This window comes from Pseudomonas turukhanskensis, assembly GCF_027922365.1.
Taxonomy (GTDB): domain Bacteria; phylum Pseudomonadota; class Gammaproteobacteria; order Pseudomonadales; family Pseudomonadaceae; genus Aquipseudomonas; species Aquipseudomonas turukhanskensis.
In genome coordinates, this window is sequence record NZ_BSFN01000002.1 from 147842 (window position 1) to 167785 (window position 19944).

Consider the following 19944-nt stretch of genomic DNA (forward strand, 5'->3'; position numbering starts at 1 on the left):
ATGGCCATTCGCGTACAGACCGCCGCCTTCGACCCGGGCCAGGAACTCAACGCCATGCACGCCGCCAATGCCGGTGTGGGCGCGGTGGTGAGCTTTGTTGGCTATGTACGCGACTTCAACGATGGGCGCGACGTGTCCGGCATGTTCCTCGAACACTTTCCCGGCATGACCGAAAAAGCCCTCGGCAAAATTGCCGATGAAGCGCGGCAGCGCTGGCCGCTGCTCAAGGTGCAGGTGATTCACCGCATCGGCCGCCTGGAGCCGGGCGAGCCCATCGTATTTGTCGCCACTACCAGCGCCCACCGCCAGGCCGCGTTCGACGCGTGCGCCTTTATCATGGACTACCTGAAAACCCGCGCGCCGTTCTGGAAGCAGGAAGACACGCCCGAGGGGCCGCGCTGGGTGGAAGGCAAGTGCAGTGATAAAGACGCGGCCGAGCGTTGGTAAGGCTTTTGTAGGGTGTGCTATGCGCACCACGGCGTACGCCGCGCAACCGCTTGGTGCGCGGAGCACACCCTACGAAAGCCCTCACCTCGTCATTCCCGCGTAGGCGGGAATCCAGGCTTGGGCAGGATGACGATGCCCGTCGAAGCATTCTGGGTCTCCGCCTGCACGGCTCCCCGTAAGGCTTTTGTAGGGTGTGCTATGCGCACCACGGCGTACGCCGCGCAATCGCTTGGTGCGCGGAGCACACTCTACGAAAGCCCCCACCTCGTCATTCCCGCGTAGGCGGGAATCCAGGCTTGGGCAGGATGACGATGCCCATCGAAGCATTCTGGGTCCCCGCCTGCGCGGGCAAGACGGAGGGTGGGCCTTAGAACGTGTAGGTACCCGACACACTCAAGCTGCGCGGTTCCCCGTAGTAGGTGGTGCCGAAGTTACCCAGCCCGGACAGATACTCCTTATCGAACAGATTCTTGGCATTCAGGCTGGCGCTGACGTGCTCGTTGAAGTCGTAGCGCGCCATGGCGTCCACCAGGGTGTAGGCGCCTTGCTTGAGCTCATACGGGCCCCACGCCTGGCCGTAGAACTGGCTCTGCCAGCTTAAGCCGCCACCGATGGTCAAGCGGTTCAGGTCGCCGGTTAGGCGGTAGCTGGTAAACAGTCGCGCCACGTGCTCGGGTTTGGTGGTGGACAGCGGGTAGCCGTAGATCCGCTGGTCATCCTTGTCGCGGGTACGCGCGTAGGTGTAGCCGGCCGACAGGTTCCAGCCCTCGCTCAACTCACCCGCCACTTCCAGCTCGATGCCCTTGGTGGTCGCGCCCTTGATCGGCTTGTAGTAGTCGATGCCGGTCAGCGTGGTGCCGACGTACTGCGCCACGTTGTCCTGCTCGATACGGAAAAGCGCCAGGCTGGCATTCAAACGGCCGCCAAGGTATTCGCCCTTCAGCCCACCCTCATAACTGGCGCCTTCCACCGGGTCGAGGGTGTTGCCACTCGCTTGTTTGACCGTTTGCGGCTGGTAGATCGAGGTGTAGCTGGCGTACACCGAATACGTCTCGTCGAGGTCGTACACCACGCCTGCATACGGCGTTACGACGCCGTGCTGTTCGTAGCTGGTACGGGTGTCAGGGTCGACGTCGAAGTCGCTCTTGTCGTCGTACTTGAAGGTGCTGACGCGGGTGCCCAGGATGATCGACAAGTCATCGGCAGGTTTGAACCGGCTGGCCAGGTAGGCGCCGTTCTGGCGCTGGTTGGTTTCGTAGTCGCCGTTCTTGGCGAAGTCCGGCTCGGGGTAGTTGCCGTTCCAATCGAACAGGTTGCCCGGCACCTCGTCGCCACCCAGACCTTCATACAAGTCGCCGGTGGTTTTCGCGGCAGCGGCGGTGTAACCGACCACCAGTTCGTGCTCGCGGCCAAACAAGGTGAATGGGCCGCTGGCATTCACATCCACGGTGTCTTGCACGCGGTGGCCTTCCCAGTGGCCCCAGTAGAAGGCCGCGCCTTCGCCGGTGACCGGGTCCAGGCCTGCCAGGGTGGTGCCGCTGGCCGAGCCGAGCAGGGTGTCGTGGTCGTTGATCATATGGGTAAGGCTGGCCTTGAGCTTCCAGTCATTGGCCAGGGATTGTTCTAGCGAGCCGAAGAAGTTGGTGCTTTCGAAGTCGCGGCGGCTCCAGTCGGTGCCGGGATTGAACGAGCGGGAAAAGTCGGTTTCGGTGCCATCGTTGTAGAAGGCGATATCGCCGGTCCAGGAGGTGCCGCGCGGCTTGTTGTTCTGGTGGTCGATGCCGACGGTCAGCAGGGTATCGGGCGTGAGGTCGGCCTCGAGAATGCCGTAGAGAATGTCTTTCTTCTGCGAGTAATGATCCAGATACGAATTGCGGTCCTGATACACGCCGACCATGCGCCCGCGCACTGTGCCGTCGTCGTTCAACGAACCGGACACATCGCCTTCGCTGCGGTAGTTGTCCCACGAGCCGGCGGTGCCGGTGACCGAGGCCTGAAACTCGCGAGTCGGACGTTTGCGCACCAGGTTGACGGTGGCCGAGGGGTCGCCCAGGCCGGTCATCAAACCGGTGGCGCCCTTGATCACTTCAACGCGGTCATACACTGCCATATCGGTGTGGGTGGTGCCTTGGTCGTACACGCCGTCGTACAGCGTGTTCACACCGTCGTACTGGTAGTTGGTGATGGTGAAGCCGCGGGTGGAAAACTCCATGCGGTCGCTGTCGTACTGCTGGGCCGAAACGCCCGGCGTGCGCGCCAGTACGTCACTGATATCGCGGGCGCCCTGGTCGTTCATTTGCTGGCGGGTAATCACAGTGACCGACTGCGGGGTTTGCCGAATCGTCAGCGGCAACTTCAGCGCCGAGCGCGTGCTGCCAGTGGTGTATGAGCCGGTGCCTTCGGTGGTGTCACCCAGGGCGTTGCCATTGATGGTCGCGGCGGCCAGCGCCAGGCCGTCGCCCTTGGGCGCTGGCACCAGCGAGTAGCCATTACCGCTCTCGCGCACGCTGTGCAAGCCGCTGCCGGCCAGCAACTGGGCAAAGCCCTGATCGACGCTGTAGCGACCTTGCAGGCCGGCACTTTGCTTGCCATTAGTCAGGGTGGCGTCGAACGACAGCACCACACCGGCCTCGCCGGCAAAGCGGCTCAGCACCGCGCCCAGTGGGCCGGCGGCAATCGCGTAACTGCGTGGCGCGCTGGTTTCGCTTTCGGCGGCGTGGGCTACGGCTGGCGTCAGCAGCGCGCCGTGCAGGGCCAGGGTGGCGCTGAGAATGGCGGCGGCCAGTGGCGTTGTGAGCGGACGACGTGCCGAGTTTTTCTGCCCTGCGTACATGCTGACTCCTGAAGATCGTGAAGGCGTTAGGGTTCTTTGCAGAGGGAGTCGAGCGAGGAGCAGTAAATCGACAACGGCGGTGGAAATAATTTTCAGCACCGCGTAAATCAGGCCTTGGGCAGCACCCGCACCCAATAACGGGTGCGTTGTTCGATGCGAACTGGCAGGGCGCGGGCGATGGCAGCCAGGGCGCTGTCGGTATCATCCAGCGGGTAGGCGCCAGACAACCGCAGCTCGGCAATGTTGGCGCTGCACTGCACAAATCCCGGCCGGTAACGTTGCAACTCGGCCAGCAAACGGTCGAGGCGCCAGTTGTCGATCACCAAGTGGCCGTTGGCCCATTGCGCCTGGTTGGGGTCGACGGCAGTGGGGCTGTAGAGCTGGGTAGCGGAGAAGGAGACGCGCTGGTTGGCCTCGATAACCTGCTCGGCGTCTGTGCCCTTTTTGCTGCGCACCGCCACGGCATGTTCCAGCACGCTGAGGTCGGTAATGCCCTCGCGCTGGCGCACGGTAAAGCGCGTGCCAAGGGCGCGCATATCGCCCTCGGCGCTGCGCACAACAAAGGGTCGTGGGTCTTTACCGGTTTCAATCAGCAGCTCGCCAGCCTGCACAATCACCAGGCGCACCTCGGCCCCGAAGCGCACATCCACCGCGCTGGCGGTATTGAGGATCAACCGGGTGCCGTCGGCCAGGGTGATGCGCTGACGCTGGCCGATGCGGGTGCGGTAGTCTGCCAACCACACCGGCGCTTCACGGTAGCCGTAAAGGCCCAGGCTGCCGGCACCCACGCCGAGCAGCAAGCCCTTGAGCAGCGTGCGCCGACCGAGCGCCGCGCTGGTGCCGGCCTGCTGCATGGCCTGGTAGGCAAGCGGGCCGGGCAACCCCTGCAGCTGCGCTTGCAAATTCTGCACCTGCTGCCAGGCCCATTGGTGCAGTGCGTCCTGGCTATGCCAGCTACTCCACTGCTGATGCACATCGGCGCCTACCTGGTCGGCGCCCAGGCGTGCATACCAGTGGGCGGCCTCGCGCAGCGCCACGCGTTTGTCCGGGCCCTTCACACCTGCGCATCCAGGGCGAAGAGCAGACAATGCTCGGTGGCTTTGGCCATGTACTTGGTAACCGAGCTCACCGACACCCCAAGGCGTTTGGCGATTTCGCTGTAGCCCAGGCCTTCCAGCTGCGACAGCAAAAACGCCTGCTTGGTCTTGTGGCCCAGGCCATCAAGCATCGCGTCCAGCGCCAACAGGGTTTCCACCATCAGCAGGCGAGTTTCCGGGGAGACTTCCTCTGCCGGCGGCTGCAACGCCAGCGCCTGCAAATACGCCTGCTCGATCGCGCGGCGGCGCAAGTGATCGACCATCACGCGCTTGGCCACGGTCACCAGAAAATGCCGAGGTTCCTGCAAATGGCTCGGCAAGCGGGCGGCACGGTCGGCCACCAGCAGGCGCATAAAAGTGTCTTGCGCGAGGTCGGCTGCGTTGTGCGAACAGCCCAGACGGCGCCGCAACCAAGCCGTGAGCCAGCTGTGGTGAGCGCTATACAACTGAGAAAGAGGTTGCCCGGCGGACGGCATCACACACTCGCGCTTCGCAGCGGTTACGAAAAGGTGGCAAATGATAATGTCTATCAAGTAACAATTGCCACTGTTTGCACGCAGCGTCTGGTTTTTGGATGGGTGTTTGCACGAATCGAGGCTGAAGCCTCCCCTTCACGGAACACCTGTCCTGTAGGAGAGGCTTCAGCCTCGACGCTTTTGGCGTTTTTCACCCCATAAAAAAGCCCGTCACAGGGACGGGCTTTTTTTAAACCGCGATCAGTGCTTGCGCGGCACCGGCGTCAGCAATTCGGTCGGTGGGGTTTCGCAATTGATCTTGCGCCCCAGCAACTCTTCAATCGCCGGCAACTGGTAGGAGTCGTCTTCACCGGCAAAGCTGATGGACACGCCACTGGCGCCAGCGCGGCCGGTACGGCCAATGCGGTGCACGTAGTCGTCCGGCATTTCCGGCAGGGTGAAGTTGATCACGTGGCTGATGCCGTCGATATGAATACCGCGGCCGGCCACATCGGTGGCCACCATCACGCGAATCTTGCCCTCGCGGAAGCCTTCCAGGGTTTTGATGCGCTTGTGTTGCGGCACATCGCCCGACATCTGCGCGGCGCTTACGCCATCGCGAATCAGGCGCTCTTCAATGCGGCGCACCTCGTCTTTACGGTTGGCAAACACCATCACCCGTTCCCAGTTGTTCTGGGTGATGAGGTTGTACAGCAGCTTGTATTTATCGCTGCCGGCCACCGCGTAAATGTGCTGCTCTACGGTGTCGCTGGCGACGTTTTCCGGCTCGATCTCGACGATGGCCGGGTCGGTGGTCCACTGCTTGGCGAGGTTCATCACGTCTTCGGTGAAGGTTGCCGAGAACAGCAGCGTCTGGCGCTCGTTCTTTGGTGGGGTCTGGCGAATGATCTGACGAACCTGCGGAATAAAGCCCATGTCGAGCATACGGTCGGCTTCGTCCAGCACCATCACTTCGACCATATCCAGGTGCACTTCACCGCGCTGGGCGAAGTCCAGCAGGCGACCAGGGGTGGCCACCAGAATGTCGCAGTAACGCGATTCGAGTTGCTTGAGCTGCTTGTCGAAATCCATGCCGCCAACAAACGACATCACGTTCAGCCCGCTGTACTTGGTGAGCAAGGCGGCGTCTTTGGCGATCTGCACCACCAGCTCACGGGTCGGCGCAATGATCAGCGCACGCGGCTCACCCATGTAGCGCTCTTTCGGCGCCGGGGTTTGCTGCAGCTGGGTAATGATGGAAATCAGAAACGCGGCGGTTTTGCCGGTGCCGGTCTGGGCGCGGCCAATGGCGTCCTTGCCCTTGAGGGTGTAACCCAGTACGCCCGCCTGAATCGGTGTGCAATACGGGAAGCCCAGGTCATGGATGGCATGCATCAGCTCATCGGACAGCTTGAAATCATGGAAGCGGGTTTTGCCGGCCTGCGGCTCAACCTGAAAGTCTTCCCGTTTCCAGGTATTTACCACCGGCGCCGGACGGGCGCGGCGGGGCTGTGGTGCAGGCTCGGTGGCAGGCTGGCTGGCAGCGGTTTCGGTAGCGGCGACAGGGGCGTCGGCTCGCTCGGTTTTCGCTGCGCGTGGCTGCCGCGGCTGGCTGGGTTTGGCCTGGCGGGGGCTTTCTACGGCAGGGGTTGGCGCGGAAGAGGGGGCGGCAGGAGCAGACGCCGGCAGCTCGCCTTCGCCTTTGCCAAACATTTTCTTGAGTGCTTTGAGCACGGGAATCTCTTCAATTGGTTAAGGAATGAACGCCCGCCAGTGTAAAGCAATAAGCCGGTGCGGCGAAATGTTGCAGGCAGCCGGCTAATTTTCTGCTAATGGCGAACGTTTGGGACGTCTGGAATCAGGCCTGCGGTAGGGTTTGCAGCAACAGACGCTGCACATTGCCTCCCATGATCGCGGCGATATCCTCCTGGCTGAAGCCGGCCTTGAGCAAACCCTCGGTCAACTGCGCCAAGCCCGTGCTATCGAACGGCGCATGAATGGTGCCATTGAAATCCGAGCCCAGCGCCACGTGCTCCACGCCGACCTTGTCGGCCGTGTAGCGAATGGCCTTCACAATCGCCGGCACCGTGGTGGCGCACACGGCGGTATCCCAGAAACCAATGCCGATCACGCCTCCGGTGGCGGCAATTTTCTCGATATGTGCATCGCTGAGGTTGCGGGTGCCGGGGCAGGTGCCTTCCACGCCCGTATGGGAAACCAGTACCGGGCGCTTGGCCATCGCCAGCACATCATCAATCAACGGCCGCGAGGCGTGCGCCAGGTCCACCAGCATGCCTTTCTCTTCCAACCGGGTAATCACCTGACGGCCCAGCGGCGTCAGCCCGCCCTTGACCAGGCCATGGGCCGAGCCGCCCACCTCGTTGTCGAAAAAGTGGGTAAGGCCGGCGATACGGAAATCGGCGTCGTACAGGCGGTCGACGTTATCCAGCTTGCCCTCGATCACCTGCAACCCTTCGGTGGCCATGATGCCGGCAACGCGGTTCGGGTCTTTCTTCCACGCCTCTATAAAGGAGGCGAGATCGCTGCGGGTTTTGATCACCACCAACTTGCCGTCGCTAGTGGCGGCGGCCTCATGCAACCGTTTGCTTTGGTACAGCGCGCGTTGCAGCAGGCTCTTCCAGGTGGAGGTGGGCCAACGCTGAGCCATTACCAGCAAGGTGATGTTGTCGGTGTCGCTGCCGTTCTTTTCATAGTTAAGGTTTTTCGGGGTTTTGGTAACGGTGGAAAACACCTGCAATGCCACATGCCCTTCAATCAGGCGCGGCAAATCCGAATGGCCGTAATTCACACGTTTGAGCATGTCGCGCTGCCACAGCAACTCATCGTTGTGCAGGTCAGCGACAAACAGTGTTTTGTGCAGCGAGGTGGCCTCGGCATTGGCCGGGTAGGGCGCCGGGTTTTCCACACTGTTCATCGTGCGGTCCAGGTAGGTAGGCAGATAGAAGAAAACGCCCAGGCCGACGGCCAGTAAAACCAACACCACAATCGAGAGTTTGCGCATGGGTAGCATCCGAGCTTTGTTGTTGTGGGCGGGACTGTAGCAAATTGGCAGGGGGATTGTGCTTGGGCCCTTTACCCTCACCCCTAGCCCCTCTCCCGCAAGCGGGAGAGGGGAATCCAAACGCGCTCGCCGCGACTTACTCGGTGAGGCCCCCTCTCCCGAGGGAAAGGGCAGGGGTGAGGGCCTGCCGTTACGCTACCCACACATTCGTCGGAAACCCAACCAAGCCCAAATTCGTCCGGTAGAATCCGCCGCCGTAGCGCCCCGAACCGGGTCGGCGCCGTAGTTACCCAGGGCCATTTCACCGGCCCTGAAGCAGAGGTTGTAGATGTCGTTGCAGGCGCTGTTTTCCCTCGCGTTGTCCCACCCCGCCCAATCCATCAATGCCCTGGCACTGTTCTTCGCGGTAGCCGGCAGTTGGCTGCTGATCGCCACCCGCATCCGCCAGCGCCGCGCCATTGCCGGCCTGGTAGTCGAGAGCGAAGGCGCCGAAGCCGAGCTTTCCACCCTGGATACCTCCACCCAGCAGCTCAACCGCTTTTTCACCCGCTTTGGCTATGCCTGCCTGGCGATTGGCCTGATGGTTTCCTGGTTCAGTACCCAGTTCTAAGTACGGCGATGCAATAAAAAAGGCGGCACCCGAAACCGGGGCCGCCTTTTTTGTTGCTGAGTAGCGTTATAACGGCAACCCAGCCTTGATCCGGTACTGATTTCTTACCGGCGTCGCGTACTGCACCACCAGATAAGGCCGCTGCTCCGCCGGGCAGGCGTCCAAGCGCTTCTGCCACTCCTGCTGCGCCGCCGCCAACTCTTCGGCCGGGAACAACTCGGTCGCATCCGGCACCTGCAAGGCGGGGTCGCGGTCTGCCCACTGCGCATACGCCAGGTAATGCGCGGGGAACAGTCGATAGCCGCTCAAAATCTGCCGGTCCATTTCAACCGCCAGCTGCTTGCTGTCCTCAAAGCCATCCACCACCGGCGGCGCGAAGTTCAAATGCACCCGGCCCTTGTAGCCGGTAATGCCCAAGCCAATGCTCTTGTCATCCTCACCGGCCGCCTTCTCATAGCTGCCGGTGGTAGCGCGAATAAACAGCTCACGCGCCTTGGCCTGGTCGCACGGGTCGTACTCATAACTGATCGACACCGGCACCAGATTCAGCCCGCCAATCACCTCGGCGAAGGTCTCATCTTTGCGGCTCATATGGAACATCTTCAGGATGGCCGAATCGGTACGGTCGTCGCCGTCTTTGGCTCGGCCTTCGGCCTGAGCAATCCAGATCGACTCACCGTCATTGCGAATCGAATGGTTGATATAGGCCGACAACAACTGAAACGCGGCCAACTTCTCCCGCCGCCCGGTCAGCGAGCGGTGGACGATAAAACTCTTGTTCAGCCGCATCAGGTCGCTAACAAACGGCTTCTGCAGCAAGTTATCGCCAATGGCTATGCGCGGCGTCGGCAAGCCCGCGTGGTACACCGCGTAATTCACAAAGGCCGGGTCCATCACGATATCGCGGTGGTTAGCCAGAAACAGATACGCCTTGCCCGCCTTCAAATGTTCGATGCCGCTGTACGTCACGCCATCGGTGGCATGCTCGATGCTGCGGTCCACATACACCTCCACCTTGTCCTGCAGCGCCGCCACCGAATTGATGGACGCGAACTGCGAACGCAGGCGATGGGCGATCAGCGGCTTCAACAGCCAGGAAAAATGCCGGGAAAGACGAGGGAAACGGAAGTGGGTGATGATCTGCAAAAACGCCGGATCGGCCAGCAGGCGATTCAGGACGGCGGGGACTTCGGCGTCAGCGTACGGTCGGATGGCATCGAATTCGCCCATCATGCTCTCTTGTTCTTTCAGCGGTTACGAAGGGAATGCGCCCGGGAGGCCGTGTGCAAATTACTGCGTGGGCAGGCGGTCAGCAATAGACCGGCGATTATACGCGCAAGTCACAGGTGGCTTCGCAGGTGAGACCACATAGTTGAACTCGCTCGCTGGCTTTTCTGGTATTTAGCTAATGACGCCACGTGGCTGATGCCAACAGGGATGGAAAAGGGTTTTCAAGATGAGCTCTGATGACGAATTCCTTCGCTATACGACTGGAGAAGTCGCCGAAACAGGTGACGCTGTCCTGATTGAGCAAGGGCGAACACCTGGTGAGGTGGACGCCGTCATTGCCTCTGTCGAGCAGCAACAAGAGTGGGGCGTGGATGAGCCTGGTTTGATGATCAGGGCAGCACCGTTTGGTTTGGTTTTTTGGCCGCAATCGGATCGGATTGATCCAGTGAAGTTTGTGGCTAGGAAGGCTGGGAATCAAACTCAATAAAAGGAGCGTGGTTGGTAAAGGGGAGTGCGCTGTGAAATGGATTTTATTGTGTCTATGCCTGTGCAGCGCGCCGAGTTTTGCCGCTTGCCCGGTTGATCTGGATTTAGAACCCGACGACTACAGCGATGCCGATTGGCAAGCGCTATATGCCAATCTCGATGGCGCCGACAACAAGTGCTCTGCCGAGACGGCGCTTGTACTGGCCGGCGGTGGCGAGGACGCCATCCGGGTAAAGAATGCCTTATTCGCCACCGTTAAAGACAATCCGGATTTCTGGTTGGCGCGTGAGTCCGTAAGTGTGCTGTGTTCCGATTTCGGGGTTAGGGGCAGCGACCTTTTAAAGGACTTTTTATATGCCAACCTGGCACGCACCAAGGACGATGAGTTTGTTTCAGTACTGGGTGGCTATCTGCAGTGTGAAGTGGTTGATAAGCGCGCTGAAACGTATCTGTTTGTGCGCAAGGACATGCCCATGTCTGATGTTCGGCGCGGCGCGAGCCAGATGGTGTTGAACTATATGGCTCAAGGCGTGCCTGCCAGGGTGCATCAGGAATAATAAATAAGGTTCTTGTAGTACCTGAGCCGGGTTTGGAATCGCAGGTGAGACAAGGAGCCGTTTTGGCAGGAGGCATTAATGCTGGATGATATAGAACTGCACGATGGCGTCATCAAAAAGCTCTTTGTTGAATACGCCAAGAAGGAAGTCACGGTTTCAATCGAGTTTTACAACCAAGACGGCGACAGAGTGGCGGCGCAAATCATTTTTGTTGGTGTTAAGTCCATGCAGCATGTTGGCAGTTTTGATGCGCTGAGCGAGCACGCCGGTGCGGGAAATATTAATTACTGGCGACCCAAGGAAGGGGACGACTCTTTTATCTACTTGTCCGACGGCTGCATTGTGATCAATGCGCAGAACATCCTGTTTCTGCCATCGCCTGCCACTCCTTAGATCTCTCCGTTTTTACCTATTACGCTCGAGTCCCGCCCATGCCCCCGTATATTCGCCCGCTAGCCATCTGCATCTTCCACAACGACGGCAAAATCCTGGTCAATCACTTTCAGGACGGCGCGCCCGATCGCTCCTTTTTTCGCCCAATCGGTGGCGGCATCGAGTTTGGTGAGCGCAGCCGTGATGCAGTCGTGCGCGAGGTGGAGGAGGAGTTGGGCCTGGCGATCCACAATGTGCAACTGATCGGCACGCTGGAAAGCATCTTCACCTACGCCGGCAAACCGGGGCACGAGATTGTGCAGGTTTACGATGCGCGTTTTGACGATGCCGCCGTGTATGAAAAACCGTGGCTGGCGGGCTGTGAGAGCGATGGTGCGAAATTCCGGGCTGTGTGGTGTGGCAGCTTGAGCTTTACAGAGGCTGCGCGGTTAGTGCCCGAAGGTCTCCTGGAATTACTGGTAACGGCGGGGTTATTGCGCTGATGGGCGCTTAAACAAGGGGACATCGTCCCCTTGTATGCACGCACGGCTAACCGTCATTACGACGTGGCTTTTCTGGGCTCTTGGTTAGCGGCTGGCCGTGTGGATTTCAGCAGCGCGTGGGCCATTTGGCTGAGCGTCTGGATGATGGCCGCTTCGGTCGCTTTGTTGGGAAAGGCGTCGGCAGCAGAGATGCTTTCTACATACAGCATCAGGTCGGCGGCGCGTTCCAGTGCATCTTCGACGGGGACACCAGGGTTTACGGAAAACAGTGCAACGGTGTCCATCTTGTCGAAGCGTTGACGGGTGGTTACTGCGGTAGCTGTTTCGATCATTTGTGGAACTCCTAAGACTTAAAGGACTGCCACGATCGTCGCCAAACGATTGGGTGGCAGCTGTACGCAGGTTGGCGAACCGAGAGTCTTAGAACCCGGCATACCCGAAGGTATCCCGCGCACAGCCGCCATAGCTGAGCACCGGGCACAAAAAAAGCGCCGGCATTCAGATGATGGACGCTGTAGCGCCTAAGACAAACAACTCGAGTCGCCAAACCCGGACGCGGATTTTGCCGCGACGGCGGGACTATAGGGCGGGCTGCGAAGTGCTGGCAACCGGTTTTTCAGGGTAAAGCGCTCTGCAAGCGTGGTCTTACAAAACACCGTAATCGGTTTCCTCAACATCTCCCTTTTTCCTACCGGCTATATTCGTTTCAAACGGCAAAGAAACGTGGGCTAACCCGCTGCGTTTGTAGTCCTATGCAGTAACTGCCAACCCGTCACAGGAGCGCCCTATGCTCGAAACCCAGTTCTACGATTGCCCCTACTGCGGCGAGCCCGCCGAGGCTGTGTTGGATCTCTCCGGCGGCGACCAGCAGTACATCGAAGATTGCCCAGTGTGTTGCCGGCCGATTGTGTTTGATCTGCGTACCGACGGCGATGGCTGGGAGTTGGATGTTCGTGCGGAGAATGACTGATGCAGCGCATTTATGAGCCACAGGATTTGATGGAAGCCGAGTTGCTTACCAGCATGCTGGCCAGCGAGGGCGTGGAGGCGCATATCACCGGCGGGCATTTGCTCGGCGCCGCCGGAGATTTGCCGGCCATGGGCTTGCTGGGTTTGATGGTGCCCAATCAGCAGGCTGAACACGCACGCGGGCTGATCGCCGCGTACAATGCCGCGCAGCCGCTGCCGGGCGATGAGCCCGACGAGGTGCATGGCATCCTCTTATGCTGACCCTTCTTCGATGAGCCTCTCGCCCGATGTGTGGACGCTACGCCCTGTTTCGCTGGACGCCCGCCTTGGCGGCCACTCCCGGTTTTCCGGCCGGCCAACAGCCGGGTTGGAATATCGCGCCCACTAGCCAGGTGCTGATGCTGCGCAACGTTGAGGGCGAGCGCCACGCCGCCTTGGCGCGCTGGGGCCTGACGCCACCCTGGCTGACCGATCTGTCGAAAACCCCCGCCCATGCCCGCGCCGAAACCGTGGCCGAACAGCCGATGTTTCGCGATGCCTTGCGCCTGCGCCGGGCCTTGTTGCCGGCCAATGGCTTTTACGAGTGGCGCGGTTCGGTGCGCAAGCGCCCGTATTGGATTACCCGCGAGGAATCGCCGTTGTATTTCGCCGCGGTGTGGGAGGCGTTTCCGGTAGAGGGGCATACGTATTTGAGCGTGGCGGTGATCACGCAGCCGGCCAATGGCTTGCGCCGCCCGTTGATTCTCGATGCGCGCGGTCAGGAGGTCTGGCTGGCGGACGATACGCCGCTGCCCAAGCTGCAAGAGTTGCTGTGCCAGCCCAACCCGGTGTTGCGTGAGCGGGCGCTGGCGCATTTTGTAAACGACCCGAAGGCCAACGGGCCGGAGTGTTTGACGCCGGCTTAAGGCTGTTCGGGGAACAGGGTTTTGTCGCTGAATTGGGCGAGCAGGTGGTCGAACACCAGCCGCACCCGTGGCGACACCGGCCCACGTTGCGGCCGGTAAATAAACAAATCCCACGCCGTTGGTGCGAAGCGGTCCAGCACGGTTACCAGCGCACCACTACGCAGGTGCGGCACCGCCAGGTAGCTCGGCACCTGGGCATAGGCCAGCCCGGCCAACACCACTTCCAACTCGGCCTCCGGGTCGTCGCTGATAAAGGCGGCGGGCGCCGGCAGCAGGTGTTCATTGTTAGCGAACAACCAGGGCCAGGGTTTGCCGCTGCGCCGGTCGATCAGGGCCGAAAGCGGGCGCTCGTGTAGTTGTTCAAGTGTTTGCGGTGCGCCGCCGCTGGCCACCAACGCGGGGCTGGCGACGATATGCAGCGGCACCTTGGCCATGGGCCTGGCGATATAGCGACGGTCGCGAATCATGCCGACGCGAATGCCAATATCAATCTGCGCGCTCACGGCATCGGTCATCTCATCTTCCAGGCGCAGCTCCACTTGCAGGCCCGGCTGCTCGCGCAGCAAGGGCACCAGCAGTTGCACCAGAAATCGCCGGCCGATGGCGTGGGGCGCGGTGATGCCGACGCGGCCGCTGATGGCCTCGACCTTGTTGCGGGTGTTGCGCTGGAACAGTTGGTCGACGCTATCCAGGGTTTGCTGCGCCTGCGCCACCAGGCTTTGGCCGAAGGCGGTGATCTGCACTTGGCGGGTGCTGCGGTGAAATAGGATTTCGCCGAACTGCTGCTCCAGTTCCTGAATGGCGCGGGTGACGCTTTGCGGGGAAATGCTCAGGCGCGTGGCGGCTTCGCGAAAGCTGTTGGCCTCGGCGGCGGCGCAGAGAATTTTCAGCAGTTCCATGCGGTTGAGCATTGGGCAGAGCCTCGGTTGGTTTGTTCCAGTTTATGGAATAGCCAAATCCTATCTGTTCCATTTTCAGTTGCAAGGGGGCTCCCTATAGTTGCCCTCAACCGGCGCCAACTCCCTGGCCCGCTTCGTTGAGGATTGCAGCATGAGCAACAACAATACCGGCAAGGTTGTGGTTATCACGGGCGCGAGCAGCGGCCTGGGTGAAGCGACGGCGCGTCATCTGGCGGCCCTTGGGGCTTCGGTTGTACTGGGCGCTCGCCGTAAAGACCGGCTCGACACCCTGGTGAGCGAAATCACCGCCGCCGGCGGCAAGGCGGTGGCCTACACCACCGACATTACCCAGCGCAGCGAAGTGGAGGCCTTGATTCAGGGCGCGGTGGATAGCTTTGGTCGCGTGGACGTGTTGATCAACAATGCCGGGCTGATGTCCATCGCGCCGATGAGCGAAACCAAGGTGGACGAGTGGGACCGCATGATCGACATCAATATCAAAGGCCTGCTCTATGGCGTTGCCGCCGCCTTGCCACGCTTTGAGGCACAGAACAGCGGGCACTTTATCAACGTGGCCTCCATCGCCGGCGTAAAGGTGTTCAGCCCGGGCGGCACCGTTTACAGCGGCACCAAGTTCGCTGTGCGCGCCATCAGCGACGGCTTGCGTCATGAAGTGGGCGGCGCCATTCGCACCACAGTGATTTCGCCCGGCGCCGTGGACACCGAGCTTAAACACGGTAGCTCGCACCCGGCCAGCAGCGAGAACCTCAACGAGTTCTACAAGATGGCGATTCCCGCCGAGTCGGTGGCCCGTGCGATTGCCTTCGCCATCGAGCAGCCGGCCGATGTGGACATCAGCGAAATTCTGCTGCGCCCAACCGTGCAGGATTTTTAATTCACGCCCGCCATGCCACCGCAACGGTGCGCGGAGCACACCCTACGAGCGAATGCTTTTGTGGGGTGTGCTACGCGCACCATTGCGATTGCCGGCCTTATGCCGCGTTGTGCTCAAAGCTCATCAACAACGCCCACGGCGCATCGCAGTTACCCACGAATATCGGCTGCACCAGCAGCATGCGGTTGCCGCTCTGTTGTTGCAGCGGCTTGCCGTCGCGCACGGCGTTGCGCAGTTCGGCTGGCAATTCGCTGGCGGCGCTGCCAAGTCGTGCGGCGTCGGGGTGGGTGACGTAGATGGCTTTGTTCGACAGCAGCGCGTAGTGGCCATGGCCAAACGGTGTGTGTTGGCCCAAACGCTCTTGCAGTTGGGCCAGGCTGTAGTCGGCTCCAAGAATGCCGAGGAAGCGGCCGTTGTGCTGCATGGGCGTCATAAACGAGGTGATAAGAATGGTGCGGCCGGCGATGGGGTAGTCGTAGGGCTCCATAAACACGTCGCGGTTTTTGCGTTTGGGCAGCACGTACCAATCGTCGTCGTAGTTCACCAGGCATTCGCGTTGCAGGCTGCCGGCGCCGCGGTTCCAGTAGGCCATGATGCGGCCCGTGGCATCAAAGCCCGGCGCACCGGCGAACTCAGCGTCGCGGTTGTCCAGCACGTTGGCTTCGCAGGCGCAGGCAAAGGCCAGCAGGTCGGGGTTTTGCGACAGGTACTGGTGCATCACCGCGTCGATCTGTTCGCGGTCGGGGCCAAAGCCTTTGGCTTTCATGCCGAGAATAAAGTTCTTCAGACCAAACAGCGCGGTGGCCATGCCGGCGAACTGCGCTTGCAGTTGCAGGGCTTCGTGGGCGAGCAGCACCTGCGCTTGTTCAAGCACGTTGGCGCGCTCGGCTTTCTCGACGTCGGCCAGGGCTTTGGCGCTTTCCTGGCGGATGGTACCGACTACGGTGCCGATTTCGGCGGTGGCCTCGGCCGACTGGGTGGCCAGGCGCCGCACTTCGTCGGCCACCACGGCAAAGCCGCGGCCTTGTTCACCGGCGCGGGCCGCTTCGATGGCGGCATTCAAGGCCACCAAATTCGTGTGTTTGGCGATCTGGCGGATGACTTCAGACACTTTGCTGATTTCGATCCAGCGTTGGTTGAGGCTTGCGATCAGCAGTTTTACCTGCTCGATGGTGCTGTGGGTGCTGTCTTCAGTGGTAACGGCGGCGCGCAAAGGCGCAGGGGCGAGTGGCGCGTTCATGGTAGGTCCGTAGAGAAAGGGCTATCCGCGATCCCCGTAGGAGCGGCTTCAGCCGCGATGCTCTTCTAGGTCAAAAGCATCGCGGCTGAAGCCGCTCCTACAGGTTCAAAAAAGCAAAACGCCCGGGGTTAGCCGGGCGTCATTACGGGTTAAACCGCGTCGCCTACAGCGCCTTTGGGCGCATGTTTGCTACCGGCCAACTTCCACGCATCACCTGCCGGCGCGGTGCCGGTTTCGTAAGGTTTGCGCGCAACCATGTACACCAGGCCCAGGCCGATGACGATGGCGGTCGACAACGGCATGCCGTAGTTGACGTACCAGGCGGCATCGGGTGAGCGCGGCCAGGCCATGTTGATAATGGCCAGTACGCCGTAGGCCAGCGCGCCGAGGTTCACCAGCATGCCCCAGCGGCCAAGGGTGAAGGCACCGCTCGGTTTCCAGCCACGCAGGCGGGCAAACAGCGCGCCGCTGACGATCATCTGGAAGGCCAGGTAGATGCCGATGGCGGCAAAGCTGACGATGGTGGCGATGGCGTCTTGCAGCACAAAACCCAGGCAGATCACGATGGCCGGCAGCACGCCGCACACCAGCAGGGCGGTGGTCGGTACGTGGGTGGTCGGCGAGAGCTTTTTCAGCAGGCTGCTGCCGATGATCATTTCGTCACGGGCGTAGGAGTACAGCAGACGGCTGGCAGCCGCTTGCAGGCTCAGCACGCAGGAGATAAACGACACCATCACAATGCCCATCACCACTTTGGAACCGGTGACACCGAAGGCGTTGTTGAGGATGGTGGTCACCGGGTCTTTGTCGGTGCCATTGATCACAGCGCTCATGTCCGGCACGGCCAGAATCAGCGCCAGGCAGGCGAACATCGCCGCTACACCACCGACATAGATGGTCATGCGCATGGCCTTGGGAATGCTGCGGCTGGCATTCGGGGTTTCTTCGGCCACATCGCCGCAGGCCTCGAAGCCGTAGTACAGAAACATGCCTGCCAGGGATGCAGTGAGGAAGGCCGGCAGGTAGGAGCCGTCGATGGCGATATCGAAGGTGTTGAACAGCACGCTGAACGGCTGATGACGTTCGAAAATCAGCAGGTAGATACCCACCACCAACGCACCCAGCAGTTCGCAGATAAAGCCGAACATGGCGATACGCGCCAGCACTTTGGTGCCGCTCAGGTTGACCACGGTGGCGATCACCGTGAGCACCAGGGCGATGCCGATATTGGTGCTGTTGCTGGGTTCGAAGCCAAGCATGGCGGCCATATACGGGCCGGCACCGACGGCAACGGCCGCGATGGTGACGACCAGTGCCCAGGCATACACCCAGCCCACCATCCACGCCCAGCGCTTGCCCACCAGGCGACGTGCCCAGGGGTAAACCCCGCCGGAAATCGGGAACTGCGACACCACTTCACCGAAGATCAGGCACACCAGCAATTGGCCCAGACCCACCAGCAGGTAAGCCCAGAACATTGGTGGGCCACCGGCGGCCAGACACAGGCCGAACAGGGTGTACACGCCCACTACCGGTGACAGGTAGGTAAAGCCCAGGGCGAAGTTTTCGGTGACGCTCATGCTGCGTTTGAAGTTGGACGTATAGCCCAGCGCGCGTAGTTGCTCCGCGTCGCTGTCGGCGATGTGATCGCTCATTATTGAAGCTCCTCTGAGTGTGATGGCAGCTGTTTTTGATCTGCCCCGCAGGGCTATTTTTATTAAGCTTGCCCAGGCAAAAAACGGCCCTGGGCGAACTTGCCGCATCCCGGAAAAAGCCCGCAGTTCACCTCGCTGTCGTGCACGCAAACAGCGCCGGGGGTGGGTGAAATGGGTACCTACACTTGCACACCCATCACCGTCATTGCGGCGTAGGCCGGAATCCAGAATCGAGCGTCGGGCCACTCCATTCGCAGGGGCCGAAATTCTGGATCCCAGCCTGCGCTGGGATGACGGTGTGGGTGGTTTGAATCAGTGTTTGAACATCACGTGCCGAACCGTGGTGTAGTCCTCCAGGCCGTACATCGACATGTCTTTGCCGTAACCGGACAGCTTCTGCCCGCCGTGGGGCATTTCGCTAACGAGCATGAAGTGGGTGTTTACCCAGGTGCAGCCGTATTGCAGGCGGGCGGCGAAACGGTGGGCGCGGCCGACGTCGTTGGTCCACACCGAGGAAGCCAGGCCGTAGTCCGAGTCGTTGGCCCAGGCCAGGGCTTGGGCTTCGTCGCTGAACTCGGTGACCGACACAACCGGGCCGAAGATTTCACGGCGTACCACTTCGTCATCCTGCAATGCGCCAGCCAGTACGGTCGGTTCGAAGAAGAAGCCCGGGCCGTCGACTTTCTTGCCGCCGGTGAGCACCTTGATATGTGGGATGGCGCGGGCGCGTTCGACAAAACCGGCCACGCGGTCCAGGTGCTGCTGAGTGATCAGCGGGCCCAGCTCGGTGCCTTCGTCGTCCTGCACGCCGTACTTGATGGTGCTGACGGCCTCAGCCAGCTTGGCGACGAATTTTTCGTAGATGCCTTTTTGCGCATAGATGCGGCAGGCGGCGGTGCAGTCTTGCCCGGCGTTGTAGAAGCCGAAGGTGCGGATGCCTTCCACGGCGGCGTCGATATCGGCGTCGTCGAAGATCACCACCGGCGCCTTGCCGCCCAGTTCCATGTGCATGCGTTTTACGGTGTCGGCAGTGCTGGCGATGATGTTGCTGCCGGTGGCGACCGAACCGGTGAGCGAGACCATGCGCACTTTCGGGTGGCCGGTGAGCGGCGCGCCTACGGTCGGGCCGCGGCCAAACACCACGTTGATGACGCCGGCGGGGAAAATGTCGGCAGCCAGTTCAGCCAGGCGCAGGGCGGTCAGCGGAGTTTGCTCGGACGGCTTGAGCACCACGGTGTTGCCAGCGGCCAGGGCCGGGCCGAGTTTCCAGGCGGCCATCATCAGCGGGTAGTTCCACGGCGCGATGGAGGCGACCACGCCCACCGGGTCGCGGCGGATCATGGAGGTGTGGCCCGGCAGGTATTCACCGGCGGCCGAGCCGCCCATTACGCGGCTGGCACCGGCGAAGAAACGGAACACGTCGGCGATGGCCGGAAGCTCGTCGTTAAGGGCGGCGGTGTAGGGCTTGCCGCAGTTTTGTGATTCCAGACGCGCCAGTTCTTCGGCGTTGGCATCGATCACATCGGCGAGTTTGAGCAGCAACAGGGAGCGGTCTTTCGGTGCGGTCTGCGACCAGCTGTCGAAGGCGGCATCGGCAGCGCGTACGGCGGCGTCTACCTGGGCTTCGCTGGCCTCGTTGATGGTGACCAGCTCAGTGCCCAGTGATGGATTGAGTACAGGTTGGGCGGCGCCTTCGCCGGCGACCAGTTGGCCGTTGATCAGCAGTTTGGTTTGCATGACTTACCCCTCTCTTTCAGGTGTAGGTGTTG

Annotated in this window: 20 protein-coding genes and 1 pseudogene; 10 read left to right on the forward strand and 11 right to left on the reverse strand. The window is 61.1% G+C overall.

Annotated elements, in window-relative coordinates:
- Nucleotides 1–447, forward strand: a complete 447-nt coding sequence (gene moaE, locus PKE98_RS04470; protein ID WP_271194079.1) for a molybdopterin synthase catalytic subunit MoaE — start codon at nt 1–3, stop codon at nt 445–447.
- Nucleotides 448–814: 367 nt separating this feature from the next.
- Here moaE and PKE98_RS04475 read toward each other — a convergent pair whose 3' ends face one another.
- The 5 genes from PKE98_RS04475 to PKE98_RS04495 all read right to left on the reverse strand — a co-directional run bounded on the left by PKE98_RS04475 (nt 815) and on the right by PKE98_RS04495 (nt 7854).
- Complete coding sequence (locus PKE98_RS04475; RefSeq protein ID WP_271194080.1) at nt 815–3280, reverse strand: TonB-dependent siderophore receptor; 2466 nt, start codon at nt 3278–3280, stop codon at nt 815–817.
- Between the two features lie 107 nt (nt 3281–3387).
- Nucleotides 3388–4338: a FecR domain-containing protein gene (locus PKE98_RS04480; RefSeq protein ID WP_271194081.1), complete on the reverse strand. Its 951-nt coding sequence runs from the start codon at nt 4336–4338 to the stop codon at nt 3388–3390.
- Entirely contained in the window at nt 4335–4853 is a 519-nt protein-coding gene (locus PKE98_RS04485; protein WP_271194082.1) for a sigma-70 family RNA polymerase sigma factor, read from the reverse strand. The genes PKE98_RS04480 and PKE98_RS04485 overlap by 4 nt, the downstream gene beginning before the upstream one ends.
- A 240-nt stretch (nt 4854–5093) precedes the next feature.
- Nucleotides 5094–6566: an ATP-dependent RNA helicase RhlB gene (gene rhlB / locus PKE98_RS04490; protein ID WP_271194083.1), complete on the reverse strand. Its 1473-nt coding sequence runs from the start codon at nt 6564–6566 to the stop codon at nt 5094–5096.
- Between the two features lie 124 nt (nt 6567–6690).
- The gene (locus PKE98_RS04495) at nt 6691–7854 is read right to left on the reverse strand and encodes a dipeptidase (RefSeq protein ID WP_271194084.1); all 1164 of its coding nucleotides are present in this window, start codon (nt 7852–7854) and stop codon (nt 6691–6693) included.
- A gap of 328 nt (nt 7855–8182) precedes the next feature.
- Here PKE98_RS04495 and PKE98_RS04500 point away from each other — a divergent pair, with 328 nt between their 5' ends.
- The gene (locus PKE98_RS04500) at nt 8183–8464 is read left to right on the forward strand and encodes a hypothetical protein (protein WP_271194085.1); all 282 of its coding nucleotides are present in this window, start codon (nt 8183–8185) and stop codon (nt 8462–8464) included.
- A gap of 66 nt (nt 8465–8530) precedes the next feature.
- Here PKE98_RS04500 and PKE98_RS04505 read toward each other — a convergent pair whose 3' ends face one another.
- Nucleotides 8531–9697 carry a 1-acyl-sn-glycerol-3-phosphate acyltransferase gene (locus PKE98_RS04505; RefSeq protein ID WP_373877807.1) on the reverse strand — a complete coding sequence of 389 codons (1167 nt, stop codon included), beginning with the start codon at nt 9695–9697 and terminating at the stop codon, nt 8531–8533.
- 223 nt (nt 9698–9920) lie between these two features.
- On the opposite strand from PKE98_RS04505, the gene PKE98_RS04510 reads away from it, so the two are divergent.
- The 4 genes from PKE98_RS04510 (at nt 9921) to PKE98_RS04525 (ending at nt 11612) form a co-directional block, all read left to right on the forward strand.
- On the forward strand, nt 9921–10181 hold the full coding sequence (locus tag PKE98_RS04510; RefSeq protein ID WP_271194087.1) for a hypothetical protein: 261 nt from the start codon (nt 9921–9923) through the stop codon (nt 10179–10181).
- 31 nt (nt 10182–10212) lie between these two features.
- Nucleotides 10213–10737 (forward strand): hypothetical protein, encoded by a 525-nt coding sequence (locus PKE98_RS04515; protein ID WP_271194088.1) that lies wholly within the window; start codon nt 10213–10215, stop codon nt 10735–10737.
- Between the two features lie 78 nt (nt 10738–10815).
- Nucleotides 10816–11130 carry a hypothetical protein gene (locus tag PKE98_RS04520; protein WP_271194089.1) on the forward strand — a complete coding sequence of 105 codons (315 nt, stop codon included), beginning with the start codon at nt 10816–10818 and terminating at the stop codon, nt 11128–11130.
- A 38-nt stretch (nt 11131–11168) separates the two neighbouring features.
- The gene (locus tag PKE98_RS04525) at nt 11169–11612 is read left to right on the forward strand and encodes an NUDIX hydrolase (protein ID WP_271194090.1); all 444 of its coding nucleotides are present in this window, start codon (nt 11169–11171) and stop codon (nt 11610–11612) included.
- A gap of 56 nt (nt 11613–11668) precedes the next feature.
- On the opposite strand, the gene PKE98_RS04530 is transcribed toward PKE98_RS04525, so the two are convergent.
- Nucleotides 11669–11944: a DUF3077 domain-containing protein gene (locus PKE98_RS04530; protein ID WP_271194091.1), complete on the reverse strand. Its 276-nt coding sequence runs from the start codon at nt 11942–11944 to the stop codon at nt 11669–11671.
- A 455-nt stretch (nt 11945–12399) separates the two neighbouring features.
- Between PKE98_RS04530 and PKE98_RS04535 the strand changes: the two genes are divergently transcribed.
- Genes PKE98_RS04535 through PKE98_RS04545 form a run of 3 tightly spaced genes read left to right on the forward strand, consistent with a single transcriptional unit; the run spans nt 12400 to nt 13486 of the window.
- Nucleotides 12400–12582: a CPXCG motif-containing cysteine-rich protein gene (locus PKE98_RS04535; RefSeq protein ID WP_122452527.1), complete on the forward strand. Its 183-nt coding sequence runs from the start codon at nt 12400–12402 to the stop codon at nt 12580–12582.
- Nucleotides 12582–12842: a putative signal transducing protein gene (locus PKE98_RS04540; RefSeq protein WP_271194092.1), complete on the forward strand. Its 261-nt coding sequence runs from the start codon at nt 12582–12584 to the stop codon at nt 12840–12842. The genes PKE98_RS04535 and PKE98_RS04540 overlap by 1 nt, the downstream gene beginning before the upstream one ends.
- A 26-nt stretch (nt 12843–12868) precedes the next feature.
- Nucleotides 12869–13486, forward strand: a complete 618-nt coding sequence (locus PKE98_RS04545; RefSeq protein ID WP_271194093.1) for an SOS response-associated peptidase — start codon at nt 12869–12871, stop codon at nt 13484–13486.
- On the opposite strand, the gene PKE98_RS04550 is transcribed toward PKE98_RS04545, so the two are convergent.
- Nucleotides 13483–14397, reverse strand: coding sequence for a LysR family transcriptional regulator (locus PKE98_RS04550; protein WP_271194094.1), 915 nt, complete (start codon nt 14395–14397; stop codon nt 13483–13485). The genes PKE98_RS04545 and PKE98_RS04550 overlap by 4 nt on opposite strands.
- A 139-nt stretch (nt 14398–14536) precedes the next feature.
- On the opposite strand from PKE98_RS04550, the gene PKE98_RS04555 reads away from it, so the two are divergent.
- Nucleotides 14537–15280 carry an SDR family oxidoreductase gene (locus tag PKE98_RS04555; protein WP_271194095.1) on the forward strand — a complete coding sequence of 248 codons (744 nt, stop codon included), beginning with the start codon at nt 14537–14539 and terminating at the stop codon, nt 15278–15280.
- Nucleotides 15281–16157: 877 nt separating this feature from the next.
- Here the strand turns inward: PKE98_RS04555 and PKE98_RS27030 are convergent.
- From PKE98_RS27030 to PKE98_RS04570, 3 genes and pseudogenes are all read right to left on the reverse strand, one after another.
- Nucleotides 16158–16520, reverse strand: a pseudogene (locus tag PKE98_RS27030) (methyl-accepting chemotaxis protein); the annotation flags it as partial.
- Between the two features lie 149 nt (nt 16521–16669).
- Nucleotides 16670–18175: an APC family permease gene (locus PKE98_RS04565; RefSeq protein WP_271194097.1), complete on the reverse strand. Its 1506-nt coding sequence runs from the start codon at nt 18173–18175 to the stop codon at nt 16670–16672.
- A gap of 312 nt (nt 18176–18487) precedes the next feature.
- Nucleotides 18488–19912, reverse strand: a complete 1425-nt coding sequence (locus PKE98_RS04570; protein ID WP_271194098.1) for a gamma-aminobutyraldehyde dehydrogenase — start codon at nt 19910–19912, stop codon at nt 18488–18490.
- Between the last annotated feature and the right edge of the window lie 32 nt (nt 19913–19944).

What these genes read in the sequence shown, in the direction of transcription:
- moaE (WP_271194079.1), top strand. Translation starts at nt 1, where the DNA reads ATGGCCATTCGCGTACAGACCGCCGCCTTCGACCCGGGCCAGGAACTC.
- PKE98_RS04475 (WP_271194080.1), bottom strand. Translation starts at nt 3,280, where the DNA reads ATGTACGCAGGGCAGAAAAACTCGGCACGTCGTCCGCTCACAACGCCA.
- PKE98_RS04485 (WP_271194082.1), bottom strand. Translation starts at nt 4,853, where the DNA reads ATGCCGTCCGCCGGGCAACCTCTTTCTCAGTTGTATAGCGCTCACCAC.
- PKE98_RS04495 (WP_271194084.1), bottom strand. Translation starts at nt 7,854, where the DNA reads ATGCGCAAACTCTCGATTGTGGTGTTGGTTTTACTGGCCGTCGGCCTG.
- PKE98_RS04500 (WP_271194085.1), top strand. Translation starts at nt 8,183, where the DNA reads ATGTCGTTGCAGGCGCTGTTTTCCCTCGCGTTGTCCCACCCCGCCCAA.
- PKE98_RS04505 (WP_373877807.1), bottom strand. Translation starts at nt 9,697, where the DNA reads ATGATGGGCGAATTCGATGCCATCCGACCGTACGCTGACGCCGAAGTC.
- PKE98_RS04510 (WP_271194087.1), top strand. Translation starts at nt 9,921, where the DNA reads ATGAGCTCTGATGACGAATTCCTTCGCTATACGACTGGAGAAGTCGCC.
- PKE98_RS04520 (WP_271194089.1), top strand. Translation starts at nt 10,816, where the DNA reads ATGCTGGATGATATAGAACTGCACGATGGCGTCATCAAAAAGCTCTTT.
- PKE98_RS04525 (WP_271194090.1), top strand. Translation starts at nt 11,169, where the DNA reads ATGCCCCCGTATATTCGCCCGCTAGCCATCTGCATCTTCCACAACGAC.
- PKE98_RS04530 (WP_271194091.1), bottom strand. Translation starts at nt 11,944, where the DNA reads ATGATCGAAACAGCTACCGCAGTAACCACCCGTCAACGCTTCGACAAG.
- PKE98_RS04535 (WP_122452527.1), top strand. Translation starts at nt 12,400, where the DNA reads ATGCTCGAAACCCAGTTCTACGATTGCCCCTACTGCGGCGAGCCCGCC.
- PKE98_RS04540 (WP_271194092.1), top strand. Translation starts at nt 12,582, where the DNA reads ATGCAGCGCATTTATGAGCCACAGGATTTGATGGAAGCCGAGTTGCTT.
- PKE98_RS04545 (WP_271194093.1), top strand. Translation starts at nt 12,869, where the DNA reads ATGTGTGGACGCTACGCCCTGTTTCGCTGGACGCCCGCCTTGGCGGCC.
- PKE98_RS04550 (WP_271194094.1), bottom strand. Translation starts at nt 14,397, where the DNA reads ATGCTCAACCGCATGGAACTGCTGAAAATTCTCTGCGCCGCCGCCGAG.
- PKE98_RS04555 (WP_271194095.1), top strand. Translation starts at nt 14,537, where the DNA reads ATGAGCAACAACAATACCGGCAAGGTTGTGGTTATCACGGGCGCGAGC.
- PKE98_RS04565 (WP_271194097.1), bottom strand. Translation starts at nt 18,175, where the DNA reads ATGAGCGATCACATCGCCGACAGCGACGCGGAGCAACTACGCGCGCTG.
- PKE98_RS04570 (WP_271194098.1), bottom strand. Translation starts at nt 19,912, where the DNA reads ATGCAAACCAAACTGCTGATCAACGGCCAACTGGTCGCCGGCGAAGGC.